Genomic DNA, 19,628 nt, shown 5'->3' on the forward strand with positions numbered 1-19,628 from the left:
CGCTGAAAAAGCACTGGTAACTTAATCCTGTCTTTGATACAATGGTACTAGTGCATTCAAAAGAAAGAGAGGAAAAGATGGAAAATCACAAAAATGAATTTACCTTTTCAAACAAGTCCATTATTGCCTATGTTTGGCGTGGTATTATTGTTGGCGTTGTAGCTGGAGTTGTGGTTAGTCTATTTCGATTGGTTATTGAAAAGATGGCTGAAGCGGTTGTTGAATCCTATCATGCCGCTCATGAGAATCCCCTTTTATTAGTTCCTATCGTTGGTATCAGCTTATTAGCTGTTATTTTTGTCGGCTTTTTAGTTAAGTCTGATCCTGATATCAAAGGTTCTGGAATTCCTCATGTCGAAGGAGAGCTTAAAGGTCTTCTGTCGCCAAATTGCTGGAGTATTCTTTGGAAAAAATTTTTAGGAGGAACATTAGCCATTTCTATGGGCTTTATGCTTGGTCGTGAAGGTCCCTCTATTCAACTTGGTGCCATGTCAGCAAAGGGATTTGCTAAACTCATCAAATCCAGCCGTTTGGAAAAACGAGTTCTGATTGCCAGCGGATCAGCAGCAGGTCTATCAGCTGCTTTCAATGCCCCGATTGCAGGACTTTTATTTGTTGTTGAGGAGATTTACCATCATTTTTCTCGCCTAATCTGGATTACAGCATTAGTCGCAAGCTTGGTCGCTAACTTTATTTCCTTAAATATTTTTGGTCTCAAACCAGTTCTTGGTATGCCGAAAGCCATGCCTTTTTTAGGGCTCAACCAATATTGGTTATTACTATTGTTAGGGCTCTTTCTTGGTGGCTTAGGTTACCTCTACGAAGTAGTCATTCTTGATTTTTACAAACTTTACGGTGTTTTAGGGAGATGGCTGCATTTGCCAGCTTATTTTTATGGGATTATTCTGGTGGTTATGATATTACCGATTGGTTATTACTTGCCACAATTATTAGGTGGGGGACATAGTTTAATTCTTGCCTTATCCCATCATCAACTCCCCTTACTCACCATTCTCCTTTATTTCCTTATTCGCTTTATCGTTAGCATGTTTAGCTATGGCAGCGGTCTACCTGGTGGCATTTTCTTACCTATTCTAACGCTCGGTGCTCTGGCAGGGTTGTTATTTGGGCAAACAGCTCTGCAATTAGGATTACTCAACCAGCGCTTTCTACCTCTTTTCTTGGTTTTAGGCATGGCAGGCTATTTTGCGGCTATCTCCAAGGCACCCCTGACGGGGATGATTTTGGTGACTGAAATGGTTGGAGATTTGAAGCCATTGATGGCTATAGCGGTAGTGACTTTTGTTTCCTATTTGGTAATGGACTTATTAAATGGACAACCCATTTATGAAGCAATGCTTGATAAAATGGCCATTAAACATCCTACTGACTTAGTAGAGCCAACTTTGATAGAATTAACGGTCGGAGACAAGATTTCAGGAAAGTATGTCAGAGACTTAAAACTACCTGACAATGTCCTAATCACGACACAAATTCACAATAAAAAATCACAAGTGGTTTCAGGCAGCACGCGCCTCTTAGCCGGTGCCACCATTTTCTTAGTTGTTAATGAAGCTGACACAGGATTTGTGAGAGAAGTATTGATGTAGATACATTAAAAAAACCGAGTACCCTTTTAGAAAGTACTCAGTTTTTTAATATAGTAGTTTAGTTATTGCTTGTGTTTAAACTGATAAGAGCGCGATTTTCTTTGGTCTTAGTGTATTGCTTGCGGTAGTGACTTGGTGTCATGTCATAATATTGTTTAAATTGGCGATTAAAGTTAGAAAGATTGTTAAAGCCAATCACATTAGCAATTTCAACAATAGGTTTGCTTGAATTGACCAACAATTCGCAGGCCTTGTTAAGTCTTACTTGAATAATAAATTCAGTACAGGAGCTACCGGTATGTTGCTTAAAAATAGCCATAAAATGAGTCTTACTGTAACCAATAAAGTCGGCTAAAAAATCGATAGTCAATGACTGGTGGTAGTTATTATTGATGTAAGCAACCAGTTCTCGAATTTTTTCATTTTTTCGATGGATATCATCAGTGTATTTTCGGATGACATACCGGTGGTAATATAATAAGTATAAGAATTCGTGTAGTTTAGCCTTTAAGAGTAATTCAAAATGACGATCCTCTTCTTTGGATAAGCTGAAAATCACAAACAAGCAGTCTTTTAAAGCATCATAACCTGGCATATCAGGTTTAATGCAAGGCAAAAATTTGTAAGTGCTGTCTTGTAGGGGCTGTAAATACCGATTAGTCACTTGATCACCAACGGAAGATCCAATCATATCCAAATGAAACTGAAAAGTTTCAATCACATGAGTTTCCCCGTTAATAGGATGAATGGAGTGCATGCCATTAGGTCTAATCAGAAGAATATCACCTGTCTCACCATTAAAAAAGTCGTTATCAATATGATAGCGAGCAGTTCCTTCTTGAACATAGGTGAGTTCTAATTCTGGATGTCAATGGAATAAAATATCAGGTCGCCCATCATTGATGACAGTCTGAAAATAACGATAAGGTAGCGGCTTTCTCTTAGCCTGTATACCTAAACGTGGTTGTAACTTATTAAACATGTTTTCTCTCTCCTGAAACAATAGTCAGTTAGTAGTATTGTAACAAAAAAATGGCTTATTTCTAAGGATATGCTTAAAAAAATTTTTTCTACAATAGTAAGTGATGATCTCCAGGCGGTCAATGACTAACATGTTAGTTGTTTAATGTAGAGCGTTGTATACTGAATAGAGTCAATCTTTTTGTTATACTAGAGATAATAATAAGGAGTTTGACATGTTAGAAATTGTTTCAGAAGAATTACGACGCTATCAAGAAAAGAAGCTAGCAGATTACCATGATAAAAATAAGAGTACTAAAAAAGGGGGCATTGTTTTTGCTGGAGATTCATTGATTGAGTTTTTCCCCTTAAAAAAAGCCTTAGGAACAGCCTTTCCTTTTATTAATCGAGGTATTGCAGGAATTGATAGCCAGTGGTTAGTGACGCATTATGATGATCATATTACTGATTTAGAACCAGAAAAAGTATTTTTATTAATTGGTTGTAATGACATTGGTCTAGGATTTGACAAGAATCATATTGTTTCAACTATTGTAGAATTGATTAACCAGATTCGAAGCCATTCCATCTATAGTCAGATTTACCTTCTGTCATTATTACCGGTGTCACAGAATCCAGCATACCAGACGACGGTTAAAGTTAGGACAAATGCTGTTATTGATAGCATTAATCACGAATTATCCATGATTCCTTCTGTAGAATTTATTGACGTCAATACTTGTCTTAAAGATGCACAAGGTGGACTAGCAGATAGCTATACCTTAGATGGTCTACACCTTAATTTTCAGGCCTATGCTATAATGGCACAAGTCATTAAGGACTACTTATAAAAGCATTAAGAAACCAGCAACTACTGGCCTATGATGACCTTTTTAGATTATGCTAAGAAGATCAATATAACCAATTATTCTTTGTCCAAGTAGTTCTCACTGCCCTTAATGTCGATGAGAAGATTCGGGTATCCCTGTTTTGTAATTTAGTGTATAATGGAAAAGAAGGAGTTACCATGAAATTTGAAAAAAAACATATCCTCTATCTTGTTGTGACATTTATTCTTTGTTATGCTATTTTAGCCAACTGGGAAAATGGAACTGATATTGTAAGGACTATTTATAAAACAAGCCTCCCCTTTCTCTATGGAGCAGCAGGAGCTTATATTGTTAATATTGTCATGAGTGCTTATGAAAAAGCATATGTCTACGCTTTTAAAGGAAGTCACCTCGTTTTAAAACTTAAGCGAGGCATCTGTATGTTGCTAGCTTATCTGACCTTTTTTATTTTAATCACTTGGATTATCTCAATTGTCATCCCAGATTTAATTGCTAGTATTAGCGCCTTAACAAAATTTGATACACCATCTATTAAAGAAGTGGTTAATCAGTTAGAACATAATAAATTATTAGCGCGTGTCATCAAATATATTGGTGGTGATGCCAAACTGACACAAACCATTACGAGTTATAGTCAACAATTATTAAAACAATTTATCGGAGTCCTAACGAATATCTTGACGTCAGTGACTGTTATCGCATCTGCGATTATCAACCTTTTCATCAGTTTTGTCTTTTCACTCTATGTCCTGGCCAACAAAGAGAGTCTTTGTCGTCAAGGAAATACTTTGGTGGATACTTATACTGGTAAATATGCTCAGAGTATTCATTATCTAGTTGATTTATTACATCATCGTTTTCATGGTTTCTTTGTCAGCCAGACCTTGGAAGCTATGATTTTAGGGACTCTCACAACGACGGGAATGTTTTTACTACAATTACCATTTGCCGGAACTATTGGGGTATTAGTGGCCTTCACTGCATTAATTCCAGTTGTCGGAGCTTCTATTGGTGCAGCAATTGGTTTTGTTTTAATTATGACCCAATCCATGTCACAAGCGATTGTGTTTATTGTGTTTTTAATTATTTTACAACAAATTGAAGGAAATTTTATCTATCCAAGAGTGGTGGGAGGTTCCATTGGTCTGCCAGCAATGTGGGTGTTAATGGCCATTACTATTGGAGCTTCCTTAAGAGGAATAGTTGGGATGATTATCGCCGTTCCTTTAGCAGCAACTCTCTATCAAGTCATTAAGGATAACATCCAAAGAAAACAAGCCATTCAAAAAAAACAGGTTTCTTAACAAGAAACTTGTTTTTTATCGAATAAATAGATAGGGAGGTAGTGAGATGTATTCGATCAAATGCGATGATATAAAGCTGATGCCAAGAGAACGGTTGATGCGCATGGGGGCCGAAGCCTTAAGCAACCAAGAATTATTAGCCATTTTATTAAGGACAGGAAATAAAGAAAAACACGTTTTGGAATTATCTTCTTACCTGTTGTCACATCTAGAAAGCTTAGCAGATTTTAAAAAGCTGTCCCTGCAAGAATTACAAACCTTAGCGGGAATCGGTAAAGTGAAAGCAATTGAAATCAAAGCAATGATTGAATTGGCTGCTAGGATTCAAGCAACTGAGCAAACGATGTCTGAGAAAATTCTTTCAAGTGTTCAGATTGCAGAGAAGATGATGGCTGTTTTAGGCGATAAAAAGCAGGAGCATTTAGTGGTTCTGTATTTAGATAGTCAAAATCGCGTGATTGAAGAGAAAACGATTTTTATAGGGACAGTCAGACGTTCGATCGCAGAACCTAGAGAAATTTTATATTACGCTTGTAAAAATATGGCAACAAGCCTTATTGTGGTTCACAATCATCCATCAGGAAGTATTGACCCGAGTCCTAATGATTACGCTTTTACTGAAAAAATAAAACGATCATGTGAAGACATAGGCATCATTTGCCTGGATCACATCATCGTCAGTTATCAATCTTATTATAGTTTCCGAGAAAAATCATCTCTTTTCTAGCTTAAAAGTCATTGACAAATAAATCAAAGAGTTGCAAATCTTCCTTGCGGACATCTTGAAGCAACTCAGGATGCCATTGAACACCCAAAAAAGGAATCGCCTCGTTAGTAGAAACAACAGCTTCAATCGTTCCATCACGAGGGTCTCTTGCAATAACTTTTAAATCATCAGCGACCTTTTTTAGACTTTGATGATGAAAAGAATTAATGACAGTTTTCTTACCATATATAGGATATAAAATGGAATCTTCATCCACAATCATTTCATGCGATAGAAAATCAGAAGGAGCATCTTGCCAATGGGAAGGAATATTCTGGTTTAAACTGCCACCTAAGGCAACGTTCATTAATTGAGTCCCACGACAGACGCCTAAAATAGGTTTTTTATGGGTTATAGCTTCTTTAATGATGGCTAGTTCAAAGTAATCTCGTTCGGGTGAGAAATCATTATCAAAGGCAGCTTTTTCTTCTTGATAATATTTAGGGTCTACATTTTGTCCCCCAATTAAAATTATTTTATCGACCATGGCCACATACACCTTAGCAGCTGACTCATCACCAATTGGTAATAGAAGAGGTAAGCCACCTACATCAGTAACTGCCTGGACAAAACCAGTAGGCGCATATGACCAGGGCAGATTATCTAGAGCGATATTTAATCTCTGATTTGTACTTATTCCAATGATGGGTTTGGACATTGCACCTCCTTAGCCAAGATGGTTTTGATTCATAAAATAGAGAAGGGTTTGCAATTCGCTAGTTAAATCCACGGATTGGACAATCACACCTTTTGGAACCTGTAAATGGACAGGAGCGAAACTTAGAATCCCTTTAATACCAGCTTCAATGAGTTGTTCGGATACTTCTTGAGCATAGATACTTGGCACAGTTAAGATAGCCGTTTCAATATCAGTATTGTCAAGTTGGTCTTTGATGGTTGAAATCCCATAAATTGGAATACCATCAGTGGTCTTGGTCCCTACAAGAGGATTATCATCAGTATCAAATCCCATTGCAATCTGCATTTTATTACGGTCATGGAAACGGTAGTGTAAAAGTGCGCGACCAATGTTACCACATCCAACTAAAATCACGTTAGTAGTAGAATGATCGTTAAGTAAATCAGCAAAGAAATTCATTAATTTGGTGACATCATAGCCAAAGCCACGACGTCCTAATTCTCCAAAATAAGAAAAATCTCGACGAACAGTTGCCGAATCAATGCCCATAGCATCTGCAATTTGTTTAGAGCTAGCTTTTTCAACCTGATCAGCATGAAAACGTTTGAAAATGCGGTAATAGAGTGATAAGCGTTTTGCGGTCGCTTTTGGAATAGATTTATCAATAACCACTGTTTAACTCCTTATAGAATTGTCATTACATTTATCTTTCTTTATTGTAACAGAAAGTTTGTGAAAACTGCAACGTTTTGTTCATTATTTTGTGAAAAATCTCTTTTCATAGAAACCGTAACTCGTTTATAGGAGGATAAGAAAAAAGCTAAGAAGAAAATTCTTAGCTTTGCTATTTTTAGTGAAGGCCTTGTTGCTCAAGGAAAAAGTAGAGGTTTCCAAACTGTCCCGTATCATCTAGTTGCTGGCCATCTATCATTACCTTGGTAACAGGGAAATAATCTGCAATAGCAATTTGACAAGCTAATTGCGCCTGTTTATAGTCATCATAACCAGCATAGGAAATCCGCTCTTCCTGTTTGTTGTTTAAATAGCTAATGTCAATCATTGTATGTCACCTCCCTTTTTGATAGCACCATTGTAGTACGCAGGGAAGAGAAATACAATTGATTAGCTTAGACTTTTGTTTTACTAAAAATATCACGTTCGACAAGGCTATCCATAAGGAAATAAAACTTGTCTTGAAGAATTTTATTGCCTTCAGATTTGAAAATATTAACTAACCTAAGACCAGACTGATCGGTAATAGCAAGTTTAAAGCTATCGAGTTCTTTATTTATCGTAATTTTTAAAGGAAAACCTTCTCCTGAATTAGGAACTTTTTCTAACAAGCGGATTAATTGATAATGCCCCACCTTGGTTTGTGTAAAAGTAGTGTCTTTCAAAGCGTATTTTTTGACAGTTGGACTGATTTGGTAACGATATTTACAGTCTTTTAAAGTAATTTCTTTTTCAAATGCCATCTGATTCTCCTAGAATTTTTCGTAAGGTTTGAGCCAGTTGAGTGACTTCTTCGAAGGTATTTTGATCTGACAGGCTGACGCGAATGGATTCTGCTAGGCGATGAGACTCTTTGCCATAGTAAGCTGCAAGTACATGACTTGGCTCAACGGTTCCAGCTGTACAAGCAGAGCCTGTCGACACTGCAAAACCAGCTAAGTCAAGTTGGGTTAGTAGGACTCCATTTTGATAGCCAGGAAAGCCAATGTTAATCACTTGTGGCAGAGAGTTTGGTCCTTGATTAAGGTAATAAGAGAGTCCCTCTAACTGTTCCAACAAGTGATCCCGTAAAGAAGTGATATGATTGGTTGCTGACAAACAGTTAGTTAAAGCATCCTTTAGAGCTTGTGCCATCCCCACAATGCCTGGTATGTTTTCAGTGCTGGCTCTGTGTTTATGTTCTTGTTCTCCCCCATGAAGTAGGGAGTCCATAATCATTCCTCTACTATAAAGGAATCCAACACCCTTAGGACCGTGAAATTTATGAGCAGAAGCTGATAAAAAATCAATCCCCAATTGCTCAGGAAAAATCTCAAATTTTCCGATAGCTTGTACAGCATCTACGTGAAAAACCGCTTGATGGTCTCTAAGGAGGTTTCCAATCTCTTGAATAGGTAAGACATCACCTGTTTCATTATTAGCATACATCATGCTTACTAAAATCGTATCATCTCGGAGCGCCTTTTTAACGTCAGCTAAATCAATTCTTCCATTTTTGCAAGGCAAATAAGTCACCTCGAATCCAAGTCGGTCTTCAAGATAGGCCATAGTGTGAAGAACAGAGTGATGTTCAATAGCAGTTGTGATGAGGTGCTTACCCTTATTTTGATTAGCTAAGGCGTAGCCTTTAATAGCTGTATTGTTGCTTTCTGTCCCTCCAGAAGTGAAAATAATGTGGCGAGCATTAACGTCTAAAAGATTGCTGATTGTTTTGCGCGATTCTCTTAGAGTTTTGCTTGCTTGACGTCCGTAAGAGTGAATACTAGAAGGATTGCCAAAAAAATCTGTCATTGTCTCTGTCATTACTGTGATGACAGCTGGACTAAGTGGGGTAGTAGCAGCGTTGTCAAAATAAATCATGCGTCATGTTTACCTTTGGGTTTATAGGAGAAAAGAGGACTTAATGGTTTTCTTTCGTGAATTCGGATGATTGCTTCTGCAATCAAGTCGCTAGCACTAAGGTAAGTGACATTTTCTGGGACACGGTTTTTGGTCTTAACAGAATCTGTAACGATAATGTCTTTAATCGGAGCAGTTTCCAAAACATCCGCAGCACCACCAGCAAACAAGCCGTGACTAGCAACGGCGTAAATGTCAGTTGCACCTGCTCGTTCAAGGATCTTAGCAGCTTCTGCAAAAGTTTTTCCAGTGTTAAGAATATCATCAATCAAGATAGCTTTTTTACCAGCAACATCACCGATAACATAGCCCTCTTCACGCTCTGAGTCATCCTCTGCGTAGTCAATAATAGCAATTGGTGAATCCAGATACTCTGCTAAGCTTCTAGCACGTTTAATACCAGAATTTTTTGGGCTCACTACAACAGTATCGGCACCTGCCAAGCCAAGTTGGCTGTAATGATCAGCAAACAAAGGCACTGTGAAAAGATTATCCACTGGAATATCAAAGAAGCCCTGTACTTGAACGGCATGCAAGTCAAGTGTGACAACGCGGTCAATACCAGCTTTGGTTAGCATGTTAGCAACTAATTTAGCTGTGATAGGTTCACGAGATTTAGCTACACGATCTTGACGTGAGTATCCAAAATAAGGTAAAACAATATTGACAGTGTTGGCGCTAGCACGTTTACAAGCATCAATCATGATGAGTAATTCCCAGAGATTATCATTGACAGGAAAACTAGTGGATTGAATGATGTAAAGATCATCACCACGAACTGTTTCTTCAATGTTAATCATAATTTCCCCATCAGAGAATTGGCGGGAAGAAATTTTCCCAAGAGGAATTCCTGATGCTTTCGAAATTTTCTCGGCAATCGGGAGATTTGATGTGAGTGAGAACAGTTTGATTTGCTTGTCAGCATATCGTTCAGTCATGGTAAATTTAGCTCCTTCATTTCAACAAGTAGAATAAACAGGAAGAAATTCCAAGTTTTATTCAAAGTGATTCATTAACATTACTATTTTAACAAAAAAACAGAAAAATTTCAGTCTTTCTGTTGATTTTATCTGCTATTTCCAGGATTCTTCAAGGTTTTGCTAAAACGAGCAACTTTGCTTTTAGCATACTTAAAGGCAATCTGATGTTGGGTTAAAAAAAGATCAAAATCGATTTTTCCTTTGATTGGATCAGTAACTTCTAACTCTAATTCATAGTCTTTAGTATTGGCATACTGATTGTAATCCAAAGCCATTTTCCCAATTGGAGTATCGCTTTCTCTCCGAATAGTCGTCAAATGTCCAAACGTTTTAAGAGCCTCTAAATCAATCCCAATAGAAGTGATTAAGCCAAGAGCTGGCGACTCTGGCAAGTGCCCATGCTTAATCATGTCTTTTGCTTGTTCAAGAGTGAGAGGGAGATTGTATTCACGATTACCAACTTTTTCAGGAACTTTCAAGGTTAGTTCGGCACTATTTGTAAAGGTACGAATGCGCAGTGACATCTTATTAGCTTTTAAATCAAACCCCTCGGTGTCGATGTAATAATTAGTCTGTGTCACTGGAGCTACATGACTCATTTGAGAAAGGAGACGATTATATTCATCTTTGGTTAATAAGGTTTTATATTCAATTTCTAGGTTGGTCATGGGAAATTCCTTTTAAACTTAATTTGTGCTATAATAAATTGTTATTTCAATTTTATATTAATATCCTAGCTTTGACAAGAAAGGAGAAAACAGGTGGCTTTAGATTGGGAAGAATTCTTAGACCCTTACATTCAAACTGTTGGTGAATTAAAAATTAAATTGCGTGGTATTCGCAAGCAATTTCGTAAGCAAAATCGTTATTCCCCTATTGAGTTTGTAACAGGCCGGGTGAAATCAGTTGAAAGCATCAAAGAAAAAATGGTCCTGCGTGGGGTTCTTGAAGAAAACATAGCGCAAGACATCCAAGATATTGCCGGTCTCCGTATTATGGTGCAATTTGTAGATGATGTTGAAGAGGTTTTAGCATTGCTACGTCAACGGCAAGACATGACAATTGTCTATGAACGAGATTACATTCGCAATATGAAATCCAGTGGCTACAGGTCTTATCATGTGGTTGTTGAGTACCCTGTTGATACCATTGAAGGTCAAAAAAAGGTTCTAGCTGAAATTCAAATCCGTACTCTGGCGATGAATTTTTGGGCAACGATTGAACATTCGTTGAACTATAAATATGGCGGAGATTTCCCAGAAGAAATCAAAAAACGTCTTGAATTGACCGCAAAAATTGCCTTAGAATTAGACGAAGAAATGCGTAAAATTCGAGAAGACATTCGGGAGGCTCAATTATTGTTTGACCCCGTGACACGAAATTTAAGTGATGGTGTAGGAAATAGTGATGACACAGATGAATTATACAGATAAGGTGAAGCGAGTTGCCATTATTGCGAATGGCAAATATCAAAGCAAACGCGTTGCCTCTAAACTTTTCGCCGTATTTAAAGATGATCCTGATTTTTACTTATCAAAGAAAAATCCAGACATCGTGATTTCTATTGGCGGGGATGGGATGCTTTTATCTGCCTTTCACATGTATGAAAAAGAATTAGATAAGGTACGTTTTGTAGGAATCCATACAGGTCATCTGGGATTTTATACCGATTATCGGGATTTTGAACTTGATAAATTAATTGATAATTTAAGAAAAGACAAAGGAGAGCAAATCTCCTATCCCATCCTGACAGTGGTTATTAGTTTGGATGATGGTCGTGTTATTAAAGCGCGTGCCTTAAATGAAGCTACAGTTAAGCGCATCGAAAAGACAATGGTAGCAGATGTTATCATCAATCATGTGAAATTTGAAAGCTTCCGAGGTGATGGCATTTCGGTATCTACACCTACTGGAAGTACAGCATATAATAAGTCCTTAGGAGGGGCTGTCTTACATCCGACGATTGAAGCTCTCCAATTAACGGAAATTTCTAGTCTTAATAACCGTGTCTTTAGAACCTTGGGCTCATCAGTCATTATTCCCAAAAAAGATAAGATTGAGTTAGTGCCGAAACGCTTAGGTATTTATACCATTTCCATTGATAATAAAACCTATCAGCTTAAAAATGTCACTAAAGTGGAGTATTTTATCGACGATGAGAAAATTCATTTTGTCTCATCTCCAAGTCATACGAGCTTTTGGGAAAGGGTCAAGGATGCCTTTATTGGAGAGATTGACTCATGAGATTTGAATTTGTAGCAGACAAACGAACAAAAGTAAAAACTCTGTTAAAAAGTCATGATGTCTCCAGAGGACTATTGGCGAAAATCAAATATAAGGGTGGTAATATATTAGTAAATGGTATCGAACAGAATGCCATTTATTTATTGGATATTGGGGATGTGGTAACTATTGATATTCCAAAAGAAGAGCCTTTTGAAAAGCTTGAAGCGATTCCTTTTGACTTGGACATTGTCTATGAAGATGACCATTTTCTAGTCATTAATAAACCCGTTGGCTTTGCCAGTATTCCGAGTGCCATTCATTCCAATACTATTGCCAACTTTATCAAGGCATATTATGTGGAAAAGAGTTATCCTAATCAACAAGTACATATCGTGACTCGTTTGGATAGAGATACGAGTGGATTGATGTTATTTGCTAAGCATGGCTATGCTCATGCAAGATTAGATAAGCAGCTCCAAACTCGTGCCATTGAGAAACGTTATTTCGCCCTCGTTTCTGGTCAAGGTGCTCTACCCGACGAAGGGGATATTGTGGCACCAATTGGGCGATCTAAAGATAGTATCATTACACGGGCGGTTGATTCCATGGGGAAATATGCTAAGACCAGCTACAAGGTGGTCGCGCGCTATCCAGAAAATGTGCACTTGGTAGACATTAAATTGCATACGGGACGTACCCACCAGATTAGAGTTCATTTTGCCCACCTTGGTTTTCCCCTGTTAGGGGATGATCTCTATGGAGGTCGCTTGGACCTAGGAATAACAAGGCAAGCCTTACATTGCCATTACTTGAATTTTAAAGATCCGTTTACAGAAAATGAGTGTAGACATGCAATAAACTTGACAGATGACTTTGAGAGCGTTATCATAGATTTACAGAAAAAAGATAGAGGTTAATAAATAATGAGTATTCGGAGTTTATTCGGTGGCTTAAGAGAAAAGATTCTTGGAAAAAACATGAAAATTGTTTTTCCAGAGGGAAATGATGAGCGTGTGGTTCGTGCAGCTGCTCGTTTGAAATTTGAAGGACTTTTAGAACCGATTATCCTTGGACAGTCAGAAGAGGTTCGCAGCCTTTTAACAAAATTAGGTTTTGCTGATCAAGACTATACTATCATTAATCCAAATGACTATGCTGACTTTGAAAGAATGAAAGAAGCTTTTGTTGAGGTCCGTAAAGGAAAAGCAACGCTTGAAGATGCAGATAAAATGCTTCGTGATGTTAATTACTTTGGTGTTATGTTGGTTAAAATGGGATTAGCAGATGGAATGGTATCAGGGGCTATTCATTCAACAGCTGACACTGTTCGTCCAGCCCTTCAAATCATCAAAACTAAACCAGGTATCTCAAGAACTTCAGGTGTCTTCTTGATGAACCGCGAAAATACGAGCGAGCGTTACGTGTTTGCTGATTGTGCTATCAATATTGACCCAACAGCACAAGAATTGGCAGAAATCGCTGTTAACACAGCTGAAACAGCTAAAATCTTTGATATTGATCCTAAAATTGCTATGTTAAGCTTCTCAACAAAGGGTTCTGGTAAAGCGCCTCAAGTTGATAAGGTAAGAGAAGCAACAGAAATTGCTAAAGGGTTGAACCCTGATTTGGCACTTGATGGTGAGTTGCAATTTGATGCAGCCTTTGTTCCTGAAACAGCAGCTATCAAAGCACCAGATTCAGCGGTTGCTGGTCAAGCTAATACTTTCGTTTTCCCTGACTTGCAGTCTGGAAATATTGGTTACAAAATTGCACAACGTTTAGGAATGTTTGATGCTATTGGACCAATCTTACAAGGATTGAACAAACCTGTTAATGATTTATCTCGTGGCTCAAGCGCTGAAGATATTTACAAATTAGCTATTATTACAGCAGCACAAGCTATTGAAAGCCAAGGGTAACTCAAGACCCCTTGATATAGGATTCTAACCGCTAAGTGATGTGTTAGAAGTTGTCCAAAGACTAATTGACATTATTAAAAACGAGTTGGCCAGACCATCTCGTTTTTTTGAAGGTGAGGAAATGTATGGGAAATATTGCCTTAGTAACAGGGGCTTCAGCCGGTTTTGGCAGAGCCATTGTCGAACAATTAATTGCAGATGGGATAAAGGTTATTGGTGCCGCTCGTCGTCTTGAGAAACTCAAGGCCTTAGAAACGAGCTTTGGATCGGACAACTTTTACCCTTTGCAGATGGATGTCACAGATACCAAAGCGATTGATGTTGCTTTGACAAGTCTACCAACTCAGTGGCAAGATATTACTATTTTAGTTAATAATGCAGGCTTGGCATTGGGACTTGATAAGGCTTATGAAGCCGATTTTGAGAATTGGATGACGATGATTAATACCAATATTGTTGGGTTGATTTATCTCACACGTCAATTATTACCAAATATGATCTCCAAAGATGATGGTATTATTATTAATTTAGGGTCAACCGCAGGGACAATTCCCTATCCGGGCGCCAATATTTATGGGGCTAGCAAGGCTTTTGTTAAGCAGTTCTCACTCAATTTACGAGCTGATTTAGCAGGTAGCCATATACGTGTGACCAATATTGAACCCGGCCTATGTGAAGGGACAGAATTTTCAAAGGTTCGCTTTAATGGTGATGAGGAACGGGTGAAGGCCATTTATCAAGGAGCACATGCCATTCAACCTCAAGATATTGCGTCGACCGTATCATGGGTGATTCATCAGCCCCCTCATGTTAATGTTAATCGTATTGAGCTGATGCCAGTGTCGCAAAGTTATGGACCGCAACCAGTTACTCGTGACTAGCAAGGGATGAGTCCATAAGAATAATAATCTTTAGAAAAATGGTTTACTGGAATGACTTATTCTTTATAAGTGAGACTTACCGATTTAGTCATCAAAAAAAGCAGTCAAGAAGAAAGGTTTTAATGTTTCCAAGTGTTCTTGATTGCTTCTTGTGCGTTGATGATTTAGGCTGAACTCCCTATTTAAAATCAAGTTTAGTGATCTAAAATGGAAGGACCTGATGTCACATCGGACCAGCCAACAATGGCTTGTCCAGTTTCTTCTAAATACTGGTTTAATAACGGTTTAATGTCTTGAACGGTATCCAAAACTCCCACCAGCTGACCTTGAGGATTTTTAAGAGCTTGATAATGCTGCATGTAAATATGATCCAATGAACCCGAAGGAAGTAGGAAGGTTTTACAAGGGTTATCTGATAAACGCAATTCAGCAAGAATCCAATCTTCTATTTCTTTATCAGTAGCTGGCAAAAAACTTCCATTAAAAGCATGATTATCGACTATGATGTTTCCATTTGCATCAGATAACCTTGCTTGCAAAGGAAGGTACTCTAAAAAATGTCCATCAAATTTTTGGTAAAATCTAGTGAGGTATTGGCTTAACGATAAGACTGCTGTTGCTTGATCAAATACACTTTCTGTCACTAAAAATCCCTGACCATATTGAGAGGTTTTGAAATAGAGTGTAGGCAAGTCAATGTCATGCTCATGGAAACTGAAAATTCCCTGGAAAGTCGACAATTGATTTGACTGAATGTTGGCTTTGCTAGTGAGAATAGTCACCTCAAAAAGGTGTGAGAAGTGGTGGGAAAGCTCTCTAATAAACGTATCTTCAAGTTGGTTTTCAGGTGTTAAGAGCGCTAAAATGGAAATGGTATTTTTCATAATTGTATGATAGCTGTATTTTCTAGAAAAGACAATTAATCTGTTTATCTATTATCATAGGCAAGTCTAGGATTTTTGATAAGGTAATTTTGGAGAGATAGGCCGACACAGTGACCTGTTTTTCTATAAGGGGGTAATAGTCTCATTATTTGACTTATAGTGGGAAACTTTTTATAATGGTCAACAACAAACGACAAGAAAATAATGAGAGAAAATGTTTTTGAGAACTGGTGAGTTTTTACCTTACTGAGGATACCTAAGAGTCCCTTTAATTAATAGATGAAATAGTAGATACGTTTGTCTAAAAATAGGAGTGTTTGCAATAATTCCTTTGGAAGTAAAAAACTCAAGGTAGTTACTCAGAACGTTTTGAGAAAAAATGACAGAGAGACAGGTTGAATGAATTCATCAGCTTTTATAGTGATGCTTTAACCAATGAATTGGAGAAATAATGATACGTTTTAATAATGTTTCTAAAACTTTTGGTCAGACAAAGGTTTTGCAAGAGCAGACCTTTCAAATTAATGACCGTGAATTTTTTGTGTTGGTTGGCCCCAGCGGATCGGGCAAGACCACACTTTTAAAAATGATTAATTGCCTTATTGAACCAAGCTCTGGAGATATTTTACTGAATAACGTCCCACAGAAAGAGTTAGATTTACGTGAGATGAGGCTATCTATTGGATACGTGTTGCAGCAAATTGCTCTTTTTCCCAATCTCACAGTAGCTGAAAATATTGCGATTATCCCTGAGATGAAGCAATGGTCACCTGAAGAAATTAGACAAAAAACTGAAGAATTATTGAATAAGGTGGGCCTACCTGCTAAAGATTATCTTAATCGTTACCCAAGTGATTTATCGGGAGGTGAACAGCAACGTATTGGTATTGTACGTGCTATCATTTCTCATCCTAAAATTCTATTGATGGATGAACCATTTTCAGCCTTAGATCCTATTTCACGTAAACAATTGCAAGAATTAATGTTGAGTCTTCACAAGGAGTTTGGCATGACTATTGTATTTGTGACACATGATATTGATGAGGCTATTAAATTAGGAGACCGCGTGGCTATTTTAAATGAGGGAGAAATTGTGCAACTGGATCGCCCAGAAATGATTAAGACCCACCCTGCTAATGCTTTTGTAGCCAATTTATTTGGAGGTAATGAGCATGCCTAATTTGTTTGTAACTTTCCAAAACCGTTTTAATGAATGGTTGGCTGCTCTAGGGGAACACCTGCAAATTTCCCTTTTATCTCTTATGATTGCCTTACTAATAGGCGTGCCTTTAGCAGCTCTTCTCAGTCGCAGCAAACGTTGGTCAGACATCATGTTACAGGTAACAGGTGTTTTTCAAACCATTCCCTCACTGGCTTTGCTTGGTCTTTTCATCCCTTTAATGGGAATTGGAACGTTGCCTGCAGTGACAGCTTTAGTTATCTATGCGATTTTTCCGATTTTACAGAACACCATCACAGGGTTAAATGGTATTGACCCGAGTCTCGTGGAAGCAGGGACAGCGTTTGGGATGACCAAATGGGAGCGTTTGAAAACATTTGAGATTCCAATTGCTATGCCTGTCATTATGTCAGGTGTGCGGACGTCAGCAGTCATGATTATTGGCACAGCTACTTTAGCTTCTTTGATAGGAGCCGGTGGACTTGGCTCTTTCATCTTATTGGGGATTGATCGTAATAATGCTAATCTGATTATGATAGGGGCTATTTCTTCAGCTCTACTAGCCATTATTTTCAATAGTTTGTTACAGTACCTTGAGAAAGCTTCCTTGCGACGGATTATGATTAGTTTTGGAATCACTTTCCTTGCCTTGTTGGCATCGTACGCTCCTATGGTGCTTAGTCAGTTTTCAAAAGGAAAAGATACAGTGGTTATTGCCGGTAAATTGGGAGCAGAGCCCGATATTCTGATTAATCTCTATAAGGAATTAATTGAAGACCAATCAAATATAAGCGTTGAGTTGAAATCTCATTTTGGGAAAACTAGCTTCCTATATGAAGCCCTTAAATCTGGAGATATTGATATCTATCCTGAATTTACAGGAACCATAACATCAAGTCTTTTACGCGACAAACCACCTTTGTCTAATGACCCTAAGCAGGTCTATGAGGATGCTAAAAAAGGCATTGCTAAGCAAGATAAACTGACCCTTCTCAAGCCATTTGCTTACCAAAATACGTATGCTGTTGCTATGCCAGAAAAATTGGCAGAGGAATATCAGATTGAAACCATTTCTGATTTAAAAGTGCATGCTGATACTTTAAAGGCTGGTTTTACTCTGGAATTTAAGGACAGAGCAGATGGCTATAAGGGAATGCAATCTCAATATGGGTTACATCTATCTGTGGCGACGATGGAGCCAGCCTTGCGTTATCAAGCTATTCAATCAGGAGATATCCAAGTAACAGATGCTTACTCTACGGATGCTGAAATTACGAAATACCATTTGAAAGTTTTAAAAGATGATAAACAGTTGTTTCCACCTTATCAGGGAGCTCCTTTGATGAAAGCCTCCTTATTAACAAAACATCCAGAATTAAAAGGCATTCTTAATCAATTAGCGGGAAAAATTACTGAAAAAGAGATGCAGGACATGAACTACAAGGTATCTGTTAAAGGAGCAGATGCTAATAAGGTCGCTCGAGATTATCTGTTGAAAGCAGGCTTAATTCAGAAATAAACAGAAATGTTGGTCCGTAGGACTGGCATTTTTTCATCTCTTACGTTCAAGAAGTAACAATTCATAAACGCAAAAACCGAACTTTTAAATTAAAAGCAGTATTTAAATTTGACAAAAAATAAACAAATGAATAAACTATAAAAGGAAAGGTAAGTTTTTACCTAGCGATGCCTCTAATCATCAGAGGTCATAGGAAGGTCATTTTGTATAAAGGACGTGGAGAAGAAGATGAGAACTGACTTATTTTCTTTCATCTGTGTCAAAAGAGGAGAAACTTATGTTTAATGACATCCCTGTATTTGATTATGAAGATATTCAACTGATTCCTAACAAGTGCATTATTACTAGTCGTTCACAAGCAGATACAAGTGTAACACTCGGAAAATACCAGTTCAAGCTACCAGTTATCCCAGCAAATATGCAAACAATTATTGATGAAACAATTGCTGAGCAGTTAGCAAAAGAGGGTTATTTTTATATTATGCATCGTTTTGATGAAGATAGCCGCAAACCTTTTATCAAACGCATGCATGAACAAGGCTTGATTGCATCAATCTCTGTTGGGGTTAAAGCTTACGAATATGAATTTGTGACTTCTTTGAAAGAGGATGCTCCTGAGTTTATTACCATTGATATTGCTCATGGTCATGCTAACAGTGTTATTGATATGATTAAGCATATCAAAACTGAATTACCAGAAACATTTGTCATTGCTGGAAATGTTGGTACGCCAGCAGCTGTACGGGAACTCGAAAACGCAGGTGCTGATGCCACTAAAGTAGGTATTGGTCCAGGAAAAGTTTGTATTACTAAAGTAAAAACAGGTTTCGGTACAGGTGGTTGGCAGTTAGCAGCACTGCGCTGGTGCGCAAAGGCAGCTCGTAAGCCTATCATTGCTGATGGTGGGATTCGCACACATGGTGATATCGCTAAATCCATCCGCTTTGGAGCGAGTATGGTCATGATTGGTTCGCTTTTTGCAGGGCATATTGAAAGTCCTGGAAAAACAGTAGAAGTGGATGGTGAAACGTTTAAAGAATATTATGGCTCGGCGTCAGAATATCAAAAAGGCGAGCATAAAAATGTAGAAGGTAAAAAAATCTTACTGCCTACAAAAGGCCATTTATCAGACACCCTGACTGAAATGCAACAAGATTTGCAATCGTCCATTTCTTACGCGGGTGGTAAAGATTTAGACAGTTTGCGTCATGTTGATTATGTTATTGTCAAAAATTCCATTTGGAATGGTGATTCTATTTAAATGATATGGAGTTAGC

20 protein-coding genes and 1 pseudogene are annotated in these 19,628 nt (G+C 37.9%); 12 read left to right on the plus strand and 9 right to left on the minus strand.

Features of this window, described 5'->3' with window-relative positions; genetic code table 11:
* Positions 1 to 77: 77 nt before the first annotated feature.
* Positions 78 to 1,610: a ClC family H(+)/Cl(-) exchange transporter gene (locus DYD17_RS05315; protein ID WP_003050480.1), complete on the plus strand. Its 1,533-nt coding sequence runs from the start codon at positions 78 to 80 to the stop codon at positions 1,608 to 1,610.
* A 58-nt stretch (positions 1,611 to 1,668) separates the two neighbouring features.
* On the opposite strand, the pseudogene DYD17_RS05320 reads toward DYD17_RS05315, so the two are convergent.
* Positions 1,669 to 2,592, minus strand: a pseudogene (locus DYD17_RS05320) (helix-turn-helix domain-containing protein).
* A gap of 214 nt (positions 2,593 to 2,806) precedes the next feature.
* Here DYD17_RS05320 and DYD17_RS05325 point away from each other — a divergent pair.
* The 3 genes from DYD17_RS05325 (at position 2,807) to radC (ending at position 5,452) form a co-directional block, all read left to right on the plus strand.
* A complete protein-coding gene (locus DYD17_RS05325; RefSeq protein WP_115252846.1) occupies positions 2,807 to 3,421 on the plus strand; it encodes an SGNH/GDSL hydrolase family protein in 615 nt (204 codons plus the stop codon).
* A 176-nt stretch (positions 3,422 to 3,597) separates the two neighbouring features.
* Entirely contained in the window at positions 3,598 to 4,725 is a 1,128-nt protein-coding gene (locus DYD17_RS05330) for an AI-2E family transporter (RefSeq protein WP_003050489.1), read from the plus strand.
* Positions 4,726 to 4,771: 46 nt separating this feature from the next.
* Positions 4,772 to 5,452, plus strand: coding sequence for a RadC family protein (radC, locus tag DYD17_RS05335; RefSeq protein WP_003050491.1), 681 nt, complete (start codon positions 4,772 to 4,774; stop codon positions 5,450 to 5,452).
* A 1-nt stretch (position 5,453) separates the two neighbouring features.
* On the opposite strand, the gene DYD17_RS05340 is transcribed toward radC, so the two are convergent.
* The 7 genes from DYD17_RS05340 to DYD17_RS05370 form a co-directional block, all read right to left on the minus strand.
* Positions 5,454 to 6,149: a gamma-glutamyl-gamma-aminobutyrate hydrolase family protein gene (locus DYD17_RS05340; RefSeq protein WP_115252847.1), complete on the minus strand. Its 696-nt coding sequence runs from the start codon at positions 6,147 to 6,149 to the stop codon at positions 5,454 to 5,456.
* Positions 6,150 to 6,158: 9 nt separating this feature from the next.
* Positions 6,159 to 6,803, minus strand: a complete 645-nt coding sequence (locus DYD17_RS05345; RefSeq protein ID WP_003050493.1) for a redox-sensing transcriptional repressor Rex — start codon at positions 6,801 to 6,803, stop codon at positions 6,159 to 6,161.
* 178 nt (positions 6,804 to 6,981) lie between these two features.
* Positions 6,982 to 7,191, minus strand: a complete 210-nt coding sequence (locus DYD17_RS05350) for a DUF4649 family protein (protein WP_115252848.1) — start codon at positions 7,189 to 7,191, stop codon at positions 6,982 to 6,984.
* A gap of 67 nt (positions 7,192 to 7,258) precedes the next feature.
* Positions 7,259 to 7,606 carry a DUF1831 domain-containing protein gene (locus tag DYD17_RS05355; protein WP_003050496.1) on the minus strand — a complete coding sequence of 116 codons (348 nt, stop codon included), beginning with the start codon at positions 7,604 to 7,606 and terminating at the stop codon, positions 7,259 to 7,261.
* On the minus strand, positions 7,596 to 8,723 hold the full coding sequence (locus DYD17_RS05360) for a cysteine desulfurase family protein (protein WP_003050497.1): 1,128 nt from the start codon (positions 8,721 to 8,723) through the stop codon (positions 7,596 to 7,598). The genes DYD17_RS05355 and DYD17_RS05360 overlap by 11 nt, the downstream gene beginning before the upstream one ends.
* A complete protein-coding gene (locus tag DYD17_RS05365) occupies positions 8,720 to 9,700 on the minus strand; it encodes a ribose-phosphate diphosphokinase (protein WP_003050498.1) in 981 nt (326 codons plus the stop codon). The genes DYD17_RS05360 and DYD17_RS05365 overlap by 4 nt, the downstream gene beginning before the upstream one ends.
* 128 nt (positions 9,701 to 9,828) lie before the next feature.
* The gene (locus tag DYD17_RS05370; RefSeq protein ID WP_003050499.1) at positions 9,829 to 10,410 is read right to left on the minus strand and encodes a CYTH domain-containing protein; all 582 of its coding nucleotides are present in this window, start codon (positions 10,408 to 10,410) and stop codon (positions 9,829 to 9,831) included.
* Between the two features lie 93 nt (positions 10,411 to 10,503).
* On the opposite strand from DYD17_RS05370, the gene DYD17_RS05375 reads away from it, so the two are divergent.
* From DYD17_RS05375 to DYD17_RS05395, 5 genes are all read left to right on the plus strand, one after another.
* The gene (locus tag DYD17_RS05375; protein WP_003050501.1) at positions 10,504 to 11,175 is read left to right on the plus strand and encodes a GTP pyrophosphokinase; all 672 of its coding nucleotides are present in this window, start codon (positions 10,504 to 10,506) and stop codon (positions 11,173 to 11,175) included.
* On the plus strand, positions 11,150 to 11,986 hold the full coding sequence (locus tag DYD17_RS05380) for an NAD kinase (protein WP_003050502.1): 837 nt from the start codon (positions 11,150 to 11,152) through the stop codon (positions 11,984 to 11,986). The genes DYD17_RS05375 and DYD17_RS05380 overlap by 26 nt, the downstream gene beginning before the upstream one ends.
* Positions 11,983 to 12,885, plus strand: a complete 903-nt coding sequence (locus DYD17_RS05385; RefSeq protein WP_003050503.1) for an RluA family pseudouridine synthase — start codon at positions 11,983 to 11,985, stop codon at positions 12,883 to 12,885. The genes DYD17_RS05380 and DYD17_RS05385 overlap by 4 nt, the downstream gene beginning before the upstream one ends.
* A gap of 6 nt (positions 12,886 to 12,891) precedes the next feature.
* Complete coding sequence (gene pta, locus DYD17_RS05390) at positions 12,892 to 13,887, plus strand: phosphate acetyltransferase (protein WP_003050505.1); 996 nt, start codon at positions 12,892 to 12,894, stop codon at positions 13,885 to 13,887.
* Positions 13,888 to 14,012: 125 nt separating this feature from the next.
* Positions 14,013 to 14,768, plus strand: a complete 756-nt coding sequence (locus tag DYD17_RS05395) for an SDR family NAD(P)-dependent oxidoreductase (protein ID WP_003050506.1) — start codon at positions 14,013 to 14,015, stop codon at positions 14,766 to 14,768.
* A 194-nt stretch (positions 14,769 to 14,962) separates the two neighbouring features.
* On the opposite strand, the gene DYD17_RS05400 is transcribed toward DYD17_RS05395, so the two are convergent.
* A complete protein-coding gene (locus tag DYD17_RS05400; RefSeq protein ID WP_115252851.1) occupies positions 14,963 to 15,652 on the minus strand; it encodes a multidrug transporter in 690 nt (229 codons plus the stop codon).
* Positions 15,653 to 16,103: 451 nt separating this feature from the next.
* Here DYD17_RS05400 and DYD17_RS05405 point away from each other — a divergent pair, with 451 nt between their 5' ends.
* The 3 genes from DYD17_RS05405 (at position 16,104) to guaC (ending at position 19,612) form a co-directional block, all read left to right on the plus strand.
* The gene (locus DYD17_RS05405; RefSeq protein ID WP_003050511.1) at positions 16,104 to 16,832 is read left to right on the plus strand and encodes an ABC transporter ATP-binding protein; all 729 of its coding nucleotides are present in this window, start codon (positions 16,104 to 16,106) and stop codon (positions 16,830 to 16,832) included.
* Positions 16,825 to 18,351, plus strand: a complete 1,527-nt coding sequence (locus tag DYD17_RS05410; RefSeq protein ID WP_003050514.1) for an ABC transporter permease/substrate-binding protein — start codon at positions 16,825 to 16,827, stop codon at positions 18,349 to 18,351. The genes DYD17_RS05405 and DYD17_RS05410 overlap by 8 nt, the downstream gene beginning before the upstream one ends.
* Before the next feature lie 277 nt (positions 18,352 to 18,628).
* Positions 18,629 to 19,612, plus strand: a complete 984-nt coding sequence (guaC, locus tag DYD17_RS05415) for a GMP reductase (protein WP_003050516.1) — start codon at positions 18,629 to 18,631, stop codon at positions 19,610 to 19,612.
* The last annotated feature ends 16 nt before the right edge of the window (positions 19,613 to 19,628 follow it).

The organism is Streptococcus dysgalactiae subsp. dysgalactiae, assembly GCF_900459225.1.
In the GTDB taxonomy this organism is placed as follows: Bacteria; Bacillota; Bacilli; order Lactobacillales; family Streptococcaceae; genus Streptococcus; species Streptococcus dysgalactiae.